The organism is Pseudomonas sp. xss_2 (genome assembly GCF_043104195.1).
Lineage (GTDB): Bacteria > Pseudomonadota > Gammaproteobacteria > Pseudomonadales > Pseudomonadaceae > Aquipseudomonas > Aquipseudomonas urmiensis.
This window is the reverse complement of sequence record NZ_JBICKL010000017.1, coordinates 1-15050: the sequence shown is the minus strand read 5'-3', so window position 1 is coordinate 15050 and position 15050 is coordinate 1. Positions and strand designations below refer to the sequence as shown.

The following is a 15050-nucleotide window of genomic DNA, read 5'->3' as shown; positions in this document are numbered from 1 at the left end:
GCTGAGCAGAGGTGCCTGGAGGGCCAGGTGCGCAGCACCCTTCGGCGCAGCCGAAGGCGCGAGATGTAGATTTGCGTAGCAAATCGTAGGCCGCGCGGGCCCGGAAGGCGCCGGCGCGAAGGGACCCGTAGCGCAGCGCAGGGCCGTATGCAGGAGCGAGCGGTTTTGCTTACTTTTCCCAAGAGAAAAGTAAGCCGCCGTAAAGGCGGAAGGGGCCAGTGGCATCCCCACATCCAATGGATAAGCCCACCGCCCCAGAACCCAGAACCCAGAAGAACCCAGCCCCCTACGAACAACGAAAAAAAGGGCCTGGAGCGAACCCCAGGCCCTTCCATACAACCCAAGCGCAACAGTTTAAACCGTCATCCCCGCAAACCTCATGGCCAACCGCGTAGCCAACGCAACCGCACCCAGCGCCATGACGCTAGCCGCCCAGATCGCCAGCAACCACAGCAGACGCTTGCTCCACCCAGGCCCCTTGGTAGTAGATGGATTCATGATCAGTGAAACTCCTCGCCAACTTTGACTTTGCCCCGGAACACGTAATACGACCAAGCCGAGTACCCCAGGATGAACGGAATGATGAACAGCGCCCCCACCAGCGCAAAGCCCAGGCTCTGCGGCGGTGCCGCGGCTTCCCAGATGGTCAGGCTAGGCGGCAGCACGTAAGGCCAGATGCTGATCAGCAAACCGGTGTAGCCCAGGAAGATCAGCACCAGCGACCAAATGAACGGCCCGGCATGCGGCTCGCCGCGCAGCGAACGCAAGATCGCCCAGGTCGCCACCAGCACCAGCGCCGGCACCGGCAGGAAGAACCAGAAGTTCGGCAGGCTGAACCAACGCTCGAAGATCGCCGGGTGCGTCAGGGGCGTCCAGACGCTCACCACCAGCATCGACAGCACGGTCGCCAAGGTAATCGGCCCGGTCGCGCGCATGATTCGCGCCTGCAAGTCGCCTTCGGTCTTGAGGATCAGCCAGGTCGCCCCCAGCAACGCGTAGGCGATGACTACGCCGAACCCACAGAACACGTTGAACGGCGTCAGCCAGCTCATCACGCCATCGGTAGCCACGCCATCGACGATCTGGTGGCCCTCGATGAACGCGCCAAGAATCACCCCCTGGAAAAACGCGGCCATGAACGAGCCGGACATGAACGCTCGGTCCCAGAACGGCTTGTGCGCATCATCGGCCTTGAACCGGAACTCGAACGACACCCCACGCCAGACCAGCCCTACCAGCAAGCCCAGGGCCGGCAGGTACAGCGCGCTGAGCAAGATCGCATAGACCTTGGGGAATGCTGCCATCAGCCCTGCCCCACCCAGTACCAGCCAGGTTTCGTTGCCGTCCCACACCGGGGCGACGGTGTTGACCATGGTGTCGCGATGGTCGCGGTCGGGGATAAACGGAAAGAGGATGCCAATGCCCAAGTCAAAGCCATCGGTGATCACATACATCATCACGCCGAAGCCGATGATCAGAAACCAGATCAGCGCAAGATCGATACCCATGAAAGACGCTCCCGTCAGTGGTTCTTAGGGGTGGTGGAATACAGCGACTCATCGACCGCCGACAGCGGCCGCGCCGGTCGCTGGTTGGCCGTGATGTCAGCCTCCAGCTCATGGTGCTCATGCTCCTGAGGGCCTTTGCCAACCAGGCGCAGCATGTACACGATGCCGGTGCCGAAAATGCCCAGGTACATCACCACCAGCACCACCAGGCCAACCGACAGGGTCATGGCCGAGTGGTTGGACACCGCATCCTTGGTGCGCATCAGCCCATACACCACCCACGGCTGACGCCCGATCTCGGTGACGTACCAGCCTGCGAGCAGCGCCACCAGCCCGGATGGCCCCATCCACAGCGCGAAACGCGCCAGCGCCTTGGACTCATACAACCGGTGCCGCCAGCGCAACCAGGCGCCGCACAAGCCAAGCACGACCATCAGCACGCCTAAGCCCACCATGACCCGGAACGACCAGAACACGATGGTTGCGTTGGGCCGATCCTCAGGCGGGAAGTCCTTCAGTGCCGGGATGTGACCGTTCAAACTGTGAGTCAGGATCAGGCTGGCAAGATTGGGGATCTCGATCTTGTAGTGGGTGGTTTCCGCCTGCATGTCGGGGATGCCGAACAAAATCAGCGGCACGCCTTCACCCGGGGTATTGCTCCAATGGCCTTCCATCGCCGCCACTTTCGCCGGCTGGTGCTTGAGCGTGTTGAGGCCATGCATGTCGCCGATCACCACCTGCAAGGGCGCGGTGAACAGCAGCATCCACATGGCCATGGAGAACATCCGCTTGACCGCTGGCGTGCGCGTACCGCGCAGCATGTGCCAGGCCGCCGAGGCGCCGACGAACAGTGCGGTCGAGAGCATCGCTGCGGTGACCATGTGCGCCAGGCGGTAAGGGAACGACGGGTTGAAAATGATCGCCAACCAGTCCACCGGCACCACGATGCCATTGATCACCTCATGCCCCTGGGGCGTCTGCATCCAGCTGTTGGACGCCAGGATCCAGGTCGCCGAGATCATCGTGCCGACGGCGACCATGGCCGTGGCGAAGAAGTGCAGCCCGCGCCCGACCTTGTTCCAGCCGAACAGCATGACGCCCAGGAAACCGGCCTCGAGGAAGAATGCCGTGAGCACCTCATAGGTCAGCAGCGGCCCGGTGATACTGCCGGCGAACTGCGAGTAGAAACTCCAGTTGGTGCCGAACTGATAGGCCATGACCAGCCCCGAAACCACGCCCATGGCGAAGTTGACGGCGAAGATCTTCGACCAGAAGTGGTACAGGTCAAGGTAGGCGTTGTCTTTCTTCCACAGCCACAGGCCCTCGAGGACCGCGAGGAACGAGGCCAGGCCGATGGTGATGGCCGGGAAGATGATGTGGAAGGTCACGGTGAAGCCAAACTGAATACGTGCCAGCTCCAAGGCTGTCAGGCTGAACATGGTTATGCCTCATTACTTAGGGAAAGGCGCTCGAGCAGCGTGCGCGGCCGGGCCTGGGCTTGCAGGCGGGCCCTGGCGGCGTCTTGCCAGCGAACCAGTGGCACCGTGGCCGGGGCCAGCAGGCTGGTGAAGCCGCACTGCAGCAACATCGAGAACTGATCGGGCAGCAACGGCCCGGCGGCACGCAAATCGCCACCGAAGGCGTGCCGGTCGCGCAACAGGCGCGCAAGGGTAAAGCCGCGACCGTCGCGCGACTTGGCAAAGTCGATGACGATCACTTCGAGCTGGGCCAGTAGCGCCAGCACGCCAGCGGGATCCTGCTCGCCGCTGATCCGCACACCTTGGGCAGGCGCGCCGAATTGGCTGTGATATTCGTCCCATTGCTCAAGGCGAATCACGCAGCGTTCGGCCAACACCAAGGGTGCGTCTTGTTGTTGATACAGCCACAGGTCTGTAACTGGCAGGCCGTTACGATCAATGAGCGTCACGCAACACCTCCTTGAACACATCGATGCCGACGCGGCGGTAGGTATCCAGGAAGCGTTCGCCCTCGACCCGTTCGCGCAGGTAGATCGCGACAATCGCCTCGACCACTTCTGGCAGTGCTTCGTAGCTCACCGAGCGGCCAAGGATGGTGCCCACCGCGGCATCCTCCGCCGCGCTGCCGCCGAGGGTGATCTGGTAGTTTTCATGCCCGGCCTTGTCCAGGCCGAGAATGCCGATGTGGGCGACATGGTGGTGGGCACAGGCGTTGATGCAGCCGGACACGTTGAGCTTGAGCTCGCCAATCTCACGCTGCTGGGCCTCATCGAAACGCTGCGCGATGCGCTGGGCCACCGGCACCGAACGGGCCGTGGCCAAGCTGCAGTAGTCCATGCCTGGGCAAGCGATCGAGTCGGAGATCAGGTTGACATTGGCCGTAGCCAGGCCGGCGTCGCGCAGGGCTTGCCAGACCTGGTAAAGCTCACTGAGGCGCACATGCGGCAAGACCAGGTTCTGCTCATGGGACACGCGGATCTCATTGAGCGAATGCGCCTCGGCCAAGTCGGCGATCAGCAGCATCTCTTGGGCACTGACATCGCCCGGAATACCGCCCTGGGGCTTGAGCGAAATGACCGCGCTGATATACCCGCGTTTCTTGTGCGGATGGGTGTTGTTGCGCACCCAGAAGGCAAACTCGGCATCGGCTGTGCGCGCATCGAGGTAGTCTTCACAGATGCCGGGCAGCTCCGCGAAGGCGGGCTTGACGAAGCGCTCGTGTATCGCCTGGACGATGCCCGGTTCCAGGTGCTGATGGTCCGCGGGAAGGCTGGCGAACTCCGCCTCGATCATCTCGATGAACTTGGCTGGCTTGAGCTCGCGAACCAGGATCTTGATCCGCGCCTTGTACAGGTTGTCGCGCCGCCCGAGGCTGTTGTAGACCCGCAGGATCGCTTCGACATAGCGCAGCAAGTCGCGCTCGGCCAGCCAGTCGCGCACCAGCGTGCCGACGATAGGCGTGCGCCCCAGCCCTCCACCTGCGTAGATCTGGAAGCCCACCTGGCCCTGGTCGTTGCGCGTGGCGAGGATGCCGATATCGTGAAAGCGCACCGCTGCGCGGTCGATCGGGCTGCCGGTAATGGCGATCTTGAATTTGCGCGGCAGGTAGGTGAACTCAGGGTGGTCGGTGGACCACTGGCGGAGGATTTCGGCGTGCACCCGCGGGTCTATCACTTCATCCTGGGCAGCGCCGGCGAAGTGGTCGGTGGTGACGTTGCGGATGCAGTTGCCGCTGGTCTGGATGCAATGCAGGTCAGCATCGGCCAGCACCGAGAGGATCTCTGGGGTATCGGACAGGTGCGGCCAGTTGAACTGAATGTTCTGCCGGGTGGTGAGGTGGCCATAGCCCTTGTCGTAGGTGCTGGCGACATAGGCCAGCTGGCGCAATTGAATCGCGCTCAAGGTGCCATAGGGGATGGCCACCCGCAGCATGTACCCATGCAACTGCAGGTACAGGCCATTCATCAACCGATAGACCTTGAACGCTTCTTCGTCGAGCTCGCCACTCAGGCGCCGGGCCACTTGCTGCTCGAACTCGCGGGCACGGGCCTTGAGGTAGTCGCGCTCGAACGGGTCGTAGCGATAGACCCCGGCGTGCTCGACCTGCGCCGCGATCACCGGGCGCGGCTGGGCAGCGCTCGCGGGTGGGCTGAGGCGGGCCGCCTGTTTACCCAGATCGGTGCGCACCGATGGCCCACGAGCACGCAAGCGTTCGCGCAACTCGATCGGCTCGACAACGCCGTCCACTCGCCGTGCAGCGCAGGGCAGCGGTCCGACCACCAGGTTCGCGTCCACCGCTCGTTGCGCCGCAGCCTGGGCGGCAGAGTGTTGCTGCGGGGCAAAGGCACTGGCCTGTGCAAGGGTCTCGACCCACTGGTGCTCCGCGTCCAGCCAGACCACTGCGCCATCGTCGAGACGATTGGCGCAGATCAGTTGGCAGTCATTCATCAAACATCTCCATGACTGGCAGCCTAGAAGCGCTTATCGTTGCAACCCTGCTGCGCCTCTCCGGTGCCTGACAATAAAATCCATACGCAGTCCGTTTGCATGGATTTACCATGTAACCGTATGCCATGTTATGCTTGAGCGTATGGATTGACAACCTGAGGAATTCGCATGCCTCTCGCTGACGAGACGAAAGAATCAGCTCAAGCCCGCTGGACAAGGCCCTTCAAACCTAAGGGCGGGCCAAGATACATACAGATCGCCGACATGATCTCAGAATCCATACAATCTGGTTCTTTGCAGTCTGGCGACCAGGTTCCGCCGCAACGCACCCTGGCCGCGCAACTGGGCGTCGACCTGACCACGGTGACCCGCGCCTATGCCGAAGCGCGCAATCGCGGCTTGATCGCCTCGTACAGCGGGCGCGGATCGTTCGTCACCGGGGTCAGCGAGCCGGGCGCTGAGGTGCGCATCGACCTGACCATGAACATTCCCCCGCAACCGGCCAACGGCTCGATGGCGGAGCTGGTTGGCAAGGGCCTGGACGATGTGCTGCGGCGCAACCGCATCGAGGCGTTGTCGACCTACCAGGACGAGCCCACCACCCGCTCCGCGCTGCAAGCGGCGCAAGGCTGGTTGAAACCAGCCCTGGGCGATCTCGACACCCGCGCGCTGAGCGTGTGCTCGGGCTCGCAGGCGGCGATTTTCGCCATCTTGGCGTCCTGCGCGAAGCCCGGTGACACGCTGCTCTGCGACCCTTTGACCTACCCTGGGCTGCTATTGGCAGCGCGCCAGCTGGGCCTGCGCGTGCTGGCCGTCGAGGGCGATGCCGACGGCATGCGCCCGGACGCGCTGGAGCGCGCCCAGCAGCAAAGTGGCGCGCGCCTTGTGTACCTGAACCCAACCTTCAACAACCCCACCGCACACACCATGCCCATCGGCCGCCGACAGCAGATCGCCGCCACCGTGCTGCGCCTGGACCTGACGCTGATCGAAGACGACCCCTATCGCTACCTGCTCGACGACGCCCCGGCGGCCATCGCCACGCTGACCGGCGGCGCCAACACCTTCTACCTGGCATCGCTGTCCAAATGCCTGTGGCCAAGCCTGCGCACCTCGTTCGTCCTGCCGCCACGGGGCGATACCGGCGAGCGCCTGCAAAGCGGGCTGCGTGCTGCGAGCATGGGTTGTTCGGCGCTGCTGCTGGGGTTGGTCGAGCACTGGATTCGCAGCGGCACCGCCAAGCAGCTGGTGCAGGAGATTCAGCGCGAAGCGCGCGCCCGGCAGCAGCTGGCGGGCAGCTTGCTCACGGCGCCGGTGCAGACTCACCCCACCGGTATTCACCTGTGGCTGGCGCTGCCCGCGCACTGGAACCAAAACCTGTTCACCCATGCCTTGGATGAGCTTGGGGTCAACGTCGCCAGTGCCGATTCGTTCAGCGTTGCCCCGCAGACCCAGGATGCGGTGCGCGTATCGCTCGGCGGCCCGGCCGATCAGGCCAGCCTGGGCAGCGCCTTGCGCAAGATCGACGCGTTGCTCAAGGAAGATCGGCGGCGCAGCTCGCGCGCGTTCGTCTGACCAATAGCAATAAGCCACCCCTGCGGCCTCTGGTCGCAGGGGTGGCCCTCTTGGCAAATTCTCCACAAGGCTTAGAATCGCGCCTCCTTTTCGCCCGTCGATCCGTCGACTGATTCCTGCCCCGGCCTTCGCCCGCAGCTACCCGGTTACGAAAAGGCACCCACCCTGCTTTTTCCAACCTTGAGGTACGTATGTCTCCGCGTTTGCTGGCCCAGGCGCTAGCACCCCTGCTCGGGCTATTCATCATTGCCCTGGGCAATGGTTTCATGTCTTCCCTGACCACCCTGCAACTGGGCACCGCTGGCGAATCGGCGACCATGATCGGCGTGGTGTCCTCGGCCTACTTCATCGGCCTGACCCTGGGCGCGATCTTCAACGATCGGCTGATCCTGCGCATTGGCCACATCCGCGCCTACACCAGCTTCGCCTCGCTGATCGCCGCGACCATTCTGTTGCAAGGGCTGTTCTACGACACCACCTGGTGGATGGTGCTGCGCCTGATCAACGGCTGGGCTGCGGTCGGGGTGTTCCTGGTGATCGAAAGCTGGCTACTGCTGGCGGGCGACGCGAAGATCCGCGGACGCCTGCTGGCGCTGTACATGATCGCCTTTTATGGCGCTGGCGTGCTGGCCCAAGCCACCCTGGGCGACGTCACCGGCTGGGGCCCGACCGTGCCGTACATGGTCGCCGGTATGCTCGCAACGCTGTCAGTGCTGCCGATCGTGATCCTGCCACGGGTGTCGCCGCTGATGGATCAGGTCGAACCGCTCAAGCCACGTCAGCTGCTGGGCATCGCCCCGACCGGGCTGGTCGGCTGCTTCGGCTCGGGCGTGGCGATCGCCGGGATCTACGCGCTGCTGCCGCTGTACCTGCAACGCATCGGCCTGGATGTCGGTGAGGTTGGCAACATGATGGCCTGGGTGATTCTCGGCGCCATGCTGCTGCAGTATCCGGTGGGGCGCTGGTCGGACCGCAAGGATCGCCAGGATGTGCTGATCTCGCTGGCCGCGCTGTGCACCGTGCTGTCGGTGTTGATCGTGCTGTTGCCGGCCAATTCGGTGCTGCTGCCGGCCATGTTGTTCCTGCTCGGCGGTGGCGTGTTCGCCCTGTATCCGGTGGCGGTCAGCAGCGCTGCCGACCGGGCCCCGGCCGATGCGCTGGTGCCGATGATCCAAGGCTTGCTGCTGATCAACTCGCTGGGCTCGGCAATGGCTCCGCTGGCGATCTCGCCGGTGATGACTTCCTATGGTGAAGTGGGGCTGTTCTGGGCCTTTGCAGTGATCAACCTGGCGATGGTCAGCTTCTTCCTCTGGCGGCGCGGCAAACGCCCGGCACCGGAGCATCCGGCACCTTTCGCGCCGACTGCAACCTTCTCGCCTACCGGTGCTGAGCTGCGCGCTACCGAAGAGCTGATGCATGCGGTGCAGGAGCATCCTTCGATGGCCGAGATACAAACCCCGACACCGGCGCCTGAGCGCGTTTGATCGTTCCCAGCTGGTTTTTGGCTGGGTCAGTCCTGGCCTCTTCGCGGGCAAGCCCGCTCCTACAGGTACCGCGCCGCTCTTGCGGTTGGCGGTGAGCCTGTAGGAGCGGGCTTGCCCGCGAAGAGGCCGGCACTGAACGCACAAAAATCCGAACCCAAAACCCCGACCGCCCGTCGCCTGCCGGGCACCCTGCCCCTCGTTGCGCAGCCGAAACCATGAAGATCATCCTTACAGGAGACTCACCATGGTCAGCATTCGCCCTCTCCCACTGCTGCTTGCCCTGTGCTTAGGGCTGGCCTCCACCGCCGGCTTCGCCGCCAGCGACCCTTACAGCAGCACGCCCAGCGCCGATCACTCTTCAGGCGATCACCCAAAAGGTGAAACCGCAGGTGATGGCAGCAGCGTCAACAGCCCAGGTGGCAAAGACAACGACAGCAGCGATACCGGAGCCGACACCGATGCCGCTGATGGCACCACTGGCGGCTCGAACAACACCGGCGAGGCCACCGGCACTGGCGCAGGCAGCTCTGGCGGGACCAGTGAAGACAGCGACAGCCGCTGAGCCTGGCTTGGCTTAACTGCTCTGTTTCGACCTAGCGCAGAAGGCTTGGCCATGACCATCGGCACCTAAATGGTCGGCGGTAAAGACCTCATCGCCGGACAAGTCACAGCATCAGTGCGCCGCTGCGACTTGTCCGGCGATAGAACCCTCAGCGCCAGTACTGCGGATCATCCACCAGCCGCTCATGGGCCTTGAACATTACCGGCAACTGTTCCTTGAGCAGGTCCAGCCAGGTGCGCACCTTGGCATCCAGATAATGGCGCGACGGATAGATCGCATAAATCTCCCGCTGGCGTAGCCGGTGCGGTGCCAACACCCGGCACAAGCGCCCTTCTTCGATCGACTTGCTCGCCGAATAATACGGAATCAGCCCGATGCCCATGCCCAGCTCAGTGGCCTGCAGCATCGCATCGGCCACATTGGTCAGGAAGGTGTCTTGGGGCAGGATGACGTAATTGTCTGGGGTCTGCTCGAACGCCCAGTCTTCCTCGAACAACGGATCGCCCATGCGCAAGCACACATGTTCATGCAGGTCTTGCGGGCGCTGTGGCACGCCATGGCGCGCCAGGTAGTCGGGCGAGGCACACAGAATGCTGTAGATGCTACCCAACGGGATGGCGATCAGTTGCGAGTCTGGCAACCCACGGCCAACGGTGAGCACCACGTCATGACCTTCGTCCAGCGGATCGGGGTTGCGCTGGGACAGGGTCAACTCCATCACCACTTCCGGACACGCCGCCTTGTAGGCCGCCACCAGCGGCATCATCAACATGCCCAAGCCGTGGGTGGAGTGAAAGCGCAGCCGGCCACGCGGCGTGAGGTGGGCGCCGCGGGCCTCATCCATGGCCTCTTCGGTGAGCAGCATGATCTGCCGCGAGCGCTGCAGAAAACGCTCGCCCGCCTCGCTCATGCGCAAGCGGCGGGTGGTGCGGTGCAACAAGCGGGTTTGCAGCTGGTTCTCAAGCTCGGCGACGATGCGCGAGACCTGCGCCGCAGAAATATCCAACGCATTGGCAGCGGCAGCGAAACTGCCGCACTCCACCACCCGGGCAAAGGTTCGCATGGCATGCAGCATGTCCATGAAGGTCCGCTCCTTTCAGTCTTATTCGTACGTCCCAAGCAGGAATCTATCACGGGATAGCCCCTTTATTGTGTATCACCAACGAATACATCATTGGTAAAACATCACAAGGAGCCCGTCATGAAAGCCTCGATCGCCCTTTTTGCCCTGTTCGCATCCTTTGCCTCGCTGGGCGCCTACGCTGACCAAGCATCCAACCAACCCGTGGCTGCCAGTGCTCAGAACTACGAATACGGCATGCCGCTGGATGTGGCCAAGGTCATCTCGATCACCCCGGCCAGCAACATCGCCGATTGTCAGGTGGGCACTGCGCACATGGTGTATGTCGACCATCAAGGCCAGCGTCGTGAGGTCAACTACCGGGAAATGGGCAACTGCTCGCAGATGTAACTGGCCTGCCGCCAGTGCTTGTTCATCCCAGCACCTGGGTAATCCACTCAACCTGCTTGGAAAACTCCCGTGCTTTGTCCTGCGGGACCTCCTGGGCATGTTCGAAGTGCGCCAAGGTCTGCTGGCGCTGACGTAGCACCCGCCGCCACTTGGCCAGAAACGCCTCACTGCGCGCTTGCAGCAGACGCGGCCCGAAGAACAGCTGCTCAGCACTGTAGGCACTGCCCGCGCCCGGCACGGCCACGATGATCTCGTAATCGAAGCGATTTTCTCGCAGCAGCTCCTCCTGCTCGATCTGGTAACCGTTTTCCATGAGCCAGGTGCGCAGCTCGCGCTCGCCGCCATTGGGCTGGAAGATCAGCCGCTCCTCGCCGCTAAGGTGATGCTTGCCACGCTGAAGAATCTCGCACATGGTCTCGCCCCCCATGCCGCAGATGCTCACAGTATTGATCCGATCAGCAGGCTCGATGGCTGCCAGGCCATCGGCCAGGCGCACGCTGACCTGCTGTTCAAGGCCATGCTTGCGCACCTTGCGTTGCGCTGAATGAAACGGCGTCAGCGCCACCTCGCCGGCCACCGCATGCTCGATACGCCCGCGCAGCATCAGCGCTACCGGCAGGTAACCGTGGTCCGAGCCGATATCGGCCAGCCGCGCGCCGGCGGGCACATGCGCCGCCACTCGCTCCAGGCGCATCGACAATGTCTGTTCGTTCAAGCCTTGATCCTTCTGCACGGCCGACGCAGCGCGCTCGGCCAAATGGCCGCGATTCTGCCGGTCAATGCCGCGTATTTCAATTTCCCTGGCTGAGCGGACATGCCCGGGCGGCTCGACCGACCGGTTTCGCTCACGTAGGCTTGCGCCTTTCCTTCCGTTGCAAGGCAAGCATTCCCATGGCAAACACAGATATCACCTACATTCCAGATCCGGATCCAGAGTCGATTTCCTCGGACGTTACCGGTTTCGGCAACCTGCTGGTGAGCACCCAGATCCCCACCCGTGCCGACGGCAGCCTGGAATTGGGCGGCATCGTCGAGCAAAGCGAATGCACCCTGCAAGCGCTCAAGGTGGCCCTGGAACGTGCCGGCAGCTCGATCGATCGGGTACTGCACCTGACCATCTACCTCACCGACATGGCTGATCGCCCGGCGTTCAACGAGGTCTACCAGCGTTTCTTCAGCAAGCCGTGGCCGGTGCGCGCGGCAGTGGGCGTCGCTTCGCTGGCAGTGCAAGGCATGCGCGTGGAAGTGACTGCGATGGCGGCCAAGGGCTGATTGGTTTGTCGCCAGTGCCGGCGCTATCGCGGGGCAAGCCCGCTCCCACGGTGCGTAGCCTTTTTTTGCGGGTTTGCCCCCGATAGCGCCGGTACCGGCAACCAGGATATTCAATAGCTACACAGCAGGAAGCCCCATGCCTCGCCACCTCTACCTCTTGCTCCCGAGCCTCAGCCTTTGCTCTCTGGCTCACGCAGCGTCGCCCACTGCCTTCACCCTGCTCGAACCGATGGTGGTCACCGGCACCTACGCCCCCAACCCCAGCTTCGACCTGCCCTACTCCATCGACACCGTGGAGCGCGGGCAGATTGCCGACGGCCAACTCGGGGTGAATCTGTCCGAAGCGCTTAACCGCGTCCCCGGCCTGGTGGTGCAGAACCGCCAGAACTACGCCCAGGACCTGCAGATTTCTTCCCGCGGCTACGGCGCACGTTCTGCCTTCGGCATCCGCGGGATCAAGCTGCTAAGCGACGGCATCCCGGCCAGCACACCCGATGGCCAGGGCCAGGCGGCGTCGCTCAACCTCGACGTCGCCGAGCGCATCGAAGTACTGCGCGGCCCGGCCTCGGCGATCTACGGCAGTAACGCCGGCGGGGTGATCCAGATGTTCTCCCGCGACGGCGCCGGGCCGCCCAAGGTTGGCCTCGAAACCACCGTCGGCAGCGACGGTTTCAACAAGAATCACTTGTACGGCGAAGGCGGCAACGACCAGGCCGGGTTCGTCCTCGACGCCTCGCGCCTGGACACCGACGGCTACCGCGACCACAGCGCCGCGCGCCGTGACCAGACCTTTGCCAAGGTGCATGTGCGCCCCGATGACGACAGCCGCCTGGCGCTGATCTTCAGCAGCCTGGAACAAAATGGCACCCAGGATCCACTTGGGCAGACCTGGGAGGCCTACAAGCACGATCCGCGTTCGGTAATGCCGCCTGCCGAGCAATACAACACTCGAAAAAGCATTCACCACCAGCAGGTTGGAATGAACTATGAGCGTTACTTTGGTGATGCCACCTTGCAGCTCAATTTATATACAGGCCGGCGCAGCGTAATTCAGTATTTGTCGATTCCAAAAACCATCGTGTCCAACCGAGACCGCGGCGGCGGCGTGGTCGACTTCGACCGCGAGTTCCACGGCGCCACCCTGCGCTGGATCCAGCCCGTCGATGTCGCCCTCGGCGCCCTGACCCTGACCGCAGGGGCCGACTACGACCGCAGTCGCGACGACCGCCGTGGCTACCAGAATTTCAGCGGCGACACCTTGGGCGTCAAAGGCGAACTGCGCCGCGATGAACAGGACACCGCCACCAGCCTCGACCCATACCTGCAAGCCCATTGGGAGTTGGAGCGCTGGACTGTCGACGCTGGCGTGCGCCATAGCAGCATGGAGATGGAGGTCAATGACCATTTCCTCAGCAACGGCGACGCCAGCGGTTCGAAGAAATACCAACGCACCACCCCGACCTTGTCGGTGATGTATGCCTTTACCCCCGATCTGCACGGCTACATCAGTGCAGGCAAAGCGTTCGAAACGCCTACCCAGGCGGAAATGGCCTATGCGCCAGGCTCGGTGGAAGGCTTTAACTTCGGCCTGAAGCCGTCCACCAGCACCCAGTACGAGCTGGGCCTCAAGGCTCGACCTGACGAACGTACCCGCATCAATGTCGCGGTGTTCGAGATCCACACCCGTGACGAGATCGTGGTGCTTGCTTCCGAGGGTGGCCGCACCAGTTATCACAATGCCGGCAAAACCCTGCGCCGCGGCCTGGAGCTGGGCATCCAGCGTGAACTGAGCGAGCAATGGCAGGCCAACCTTGCCTACACCCTGCTCGACGCCACCTATGACGAAGCGTTCAGCCAGGGCAGCAACTCCATCGACAAAGGTAACCACCTACCGGGCGTGCCACGCAGCAGCGTATTCGGCGAGCTGGTATGGAAACCGCGTGCCGGTATCAGCATGGGGCTTGAGGGGCAGTACCGCAGCAAGGTCTATGTCGAGGACACCAATGACCAGCACGCGGCCCCCAGTTATGCGGTGTTCAACTGGCGGACCCGCCTTGAGCAACAGTACGGGCCGTGGACCTTCCATCAACTGGTGCGCCTGGACAACCTGCTCGATCGTCAGTACGTCGGCTCGGTGATCGTTGGCGACGGCAATGGCCGCTATTACGAAGCCGCGCCGGGGCGCTCGTGGTATGCCGGGGCTGGGTTGGAGTATCAGTTCTAAGCGCTTGTGCTCTGGGTCTAGGCCGACCCAGAGCTGCTCCATCGCTCCCTAGCTCATCCACCCGCTGGGCTGATCCAGCTCATGCCATCAGCCCCACTCATCCCACTCCCCTCCCTTCGCCTTAAGCCCTCCGCGGCGCAATCACAGAAAGTTCCTACGCAGTTTTCGGAAGCTTGCAGGGCTACCGTGAAGCCGTTCCTCGCTAGTGTTCGGCAACTCTTTGCCCGGATGCGCACAAGCCTCTGGCTCGCCTCAAACCCAGTCTGATGACAGCACGAGTGCTTGGAGCATTTCAGACGCTGACAAGGAATTCATATGAGCATTAGCCAGCACATCGCCCACGCCATCGCCGAGTCGGCGATGCCCCCCGACCAGTGCCTGGCCTGCGAACGCCAAGGCCTGCCGATCCTGCCCCTGCGCCGGGCACTAGTGCCCGACACCCGTCCCGCCTACAACGCGCCCGTGGTTGACGGCAAACCCGTGGAAACCCGCCTGGGCCTGCGAACCTTGCGCATGGGCTACCTGTATGTGCTGCTCGACCGCAAGGTCTGGCAGGCCTTCGAGGTCACCGAACACGCTCACTTGCGCCGCTTCAACCCGCTCGAACCCCCACCGGCTCCGCCACGGCCGCTGCCCAAACGGTGCGTGGGCAAAGACCACGACATCCCGTCTGCCTTCCTCACCCTCGACAGCAAGACCTACAGCAGCGCCTGGATTGCCTTCTCCAGCGATGCCTGGCCGCCGAGCGTGCTCAATGCCTACCGCGATGGCAAGGCCCCGCCCGAGCGCTTTCAGGTGCTGGACCTGGCCCAGGTGCGCAATGCCCCTGGCGAACTGGGCCTGGCGATGACCCCGGACGCCCTCAAAGTCGATCGCCAGGTCTTCGAATACGCCGAACAACTGCCCGGCGACTTCGACAGCGTGCATGGCTTTCACAGCCGCTTCCTGCGCCAGACTGCGCTGCGCGGCTATGTGCTCAACGCCATCGCCAAGCACCAGTTGGAGCACGGCGTGCTCGCCCTGGACCT

General features: G+C 63.2%; 14 protein-coding genes. 7 read left to right on the top strand and 7 right to left on the bottom strand.

Annotated elements, in window-relative coordinates; all coding sequences use genetic code 11:
• Positions 1-354: 354 nt before the first annotated feature.
• Genes ACF8K2_RS02765 through ACF8K2_RS02745 form a run of 5 tightly spaced genes read right to left on the bottom strand, consistent with a single transcriptional unit; the run spans position 355 to position 5434 of the window.
• Positions 355-498 (bottom strand): DUF2474 domain-containing protein, encoded by a 144-nt coding sequence (locus ACF8K2_RS02765; RefSeq protein WP_186554587.1) that lies wholly within the window; start codon positions 496-498, stop codon positions 355-357.
• A 2-nt stretch (positions 499-500) separates the two neighbouring features.
• Positions 501-1508 (bottom strand): cytochrome d ubiquinol oxidase subunit II, encoded by a 1008-nt coding sequence (gene cydB / locus ACF8K2_RS02760; RefSeq protein WP_264233069.1) that lies wholly within the window; start codon positions 1506-1508, stop codon positions 501-503.
• A gap of 14 nt (positions 1509-1522) precedes the next feature.
• Positions 1523-2947, bottom strand: coding sequence for a cytochrome ubiquinol oxidase subunit I (locus ACF8K2_RS02755; protein ID WP_392463367.1), 1425 nt, complete (start codon positions 2945-2947; stop codon positions 1523-1525).
• A gap of 2 nt (positions 2948-2949) precedes the next feature.
• A complete protein-coding gene (locus ACF8K2_RS02750; protein WP_392463366.1) occupies positions 2950-3435 on the bottom strand; it encodes a DUF934 domain-containing protein in 486 nt (161 codons plus the stop codon).
• A complete protein-coding gene (locus ACF8K2_RS02745) occupies positions 3422-5434 on the bottom strand; it encodes a DUF2849 domain-containing protein (RefSeq protein WP_392463364.1) in 2013 nt (670 codons plus the stop codon). The genes ACF8K2_RS02750 and ACF8K2_RS02745 overlap by 14 nt, the downstream gene beginning before the upstream one ends.
• A gap of 168 nt (positions 5435-5602) precedes the next feature.
• Here ACF8K2_RS02745 and ACF8K2_RS02740 point away from each other — a divergent pair, with 168 nt between their 5' ends.
• The 3 genes from ACF8K2_RS02740 (at position 5603) to ACF8K2_RS02730 (ending at position 9055) form a co-directional block, all read left to right on the top strand.
• Entirely contained in the window at positions 5603-7009 is a 1407-nt protein-coding gene (locus ACF8K2_RS02740) for a PLP-dependent aminotransferase family protein (RefSeq protein ID WP_392463363.1), read from the top strand.
• A gap of 191 nt (positions 7010-7200) precedes the next feature.
• A complete protein-coding gene (locus ACF8K2_RS02735) occupies positions 7201-8493 on the top strand; it encodes an MFS transporter (protein ID WP_186554593.1) in 1293 nt (430 codons plus the stop codon).
• Positions 8494-8737: 244 nt separating this feature from the next.
• The gene (locus ACF8K2_RS02730; protein ID WP_186554594.1) at positions 8738-9055 is read left to right on the top strand and encodes a hypothetical protein; all 318 of its coding nucleotides are present in this window, start codon (positions 8738-8740) and stop codon (positions 9053-9055) included.
• A gap of 148 nt (positions 9056-9203) precedes the next feature.
• Here the strand turns inward: ACF8K2_RS02730 and ACF8K2_RS02725 are convergent, their stop codons facing one another.
• Positions 9204-10136: a LysR family transcriptional regulator gene (locus tag ACF8K2_RS02725; protein WP_392463362.1), complete on the bottom strand. Its 933-nt coding sequence runs from the start codon at positions 10134-10136 to the stop codon at positions 9204-9206.
• A gap of 120 nt (positions 10137-10256) precedes the next feature.
• On the opposite strand from ACF8K2_RS02725, the gene ACF8K2_RS02720 reads away from it, so the two are divergent.
• Positions 10257-10526, top strand: coding sequence for a DUF2790 domain-containing protein (locus ACF8K2_RS02720; RefSeq protein WP_186554596.1), 270 nt, complete (start codon positions 10257-10259; stop codon positions 10524-10526).
• A 22-nt stretch (positions 10527-10548) separates the two neighbouring features.
• Here ACF8K2_RS02720 and ACF8K2_RS02715 read toward each other — a convergent pair whose 3' ends face one another.
• A complete protein-coding gene (locus ACF8K2_RS02715; protein ID WP_392463361.1) occupies positions 10549-11241 on the bottom strand; it encodes a tRNA (adenine(22)-N(1))-methyltransferase in 693 nt (230 codons plus the stop codon).
• A 176-nt stretch (positions 11242-11417) separates the two neighbouring features.
• On the opposite strand from ACF8K2_RS02715, the gene ACF8K2_RS02710 reads away from it, so the two are divergent.
• The 3 genes from ACF8K2_RS02710 to ACF8K2_RS02700 all read left to right on the top strand — a co-directional run.
• Positions 11418-11798 carry a RidA family protein gene (locus ACF8K2_RS02710; RefSeq protein ID WP_392463360.1) on the top strand — a complete coding sequence of 127 codons (381 nt, stop codon included), beginning with the start codon at positions 11418-11420 and terminating at the stop codon, positions 11796-11798.
• 136 nt (positions 11799-11934) lie between these two features.
• On the top strand, positions 11935-14022 hold the full coding sequence (locus tag ACF8K2_RS02705; protein ID WP_392463359.1) for a TonB-dependent receptor family protein: 2088 nt from the start codon (positions 11935-11937) through the stop codon (positions 14020-14022).
• Between the two features lie 315 nt (positions 14023-14337).
• A partial coding sequence (locus tag ACF8K2_RS02700) for a T6SS effector BTH_I2691 family protein (protein ID WP_392463358.1) occupies positions 14338-15050 on the top strand: 713 nt, incomplete at its 3' end.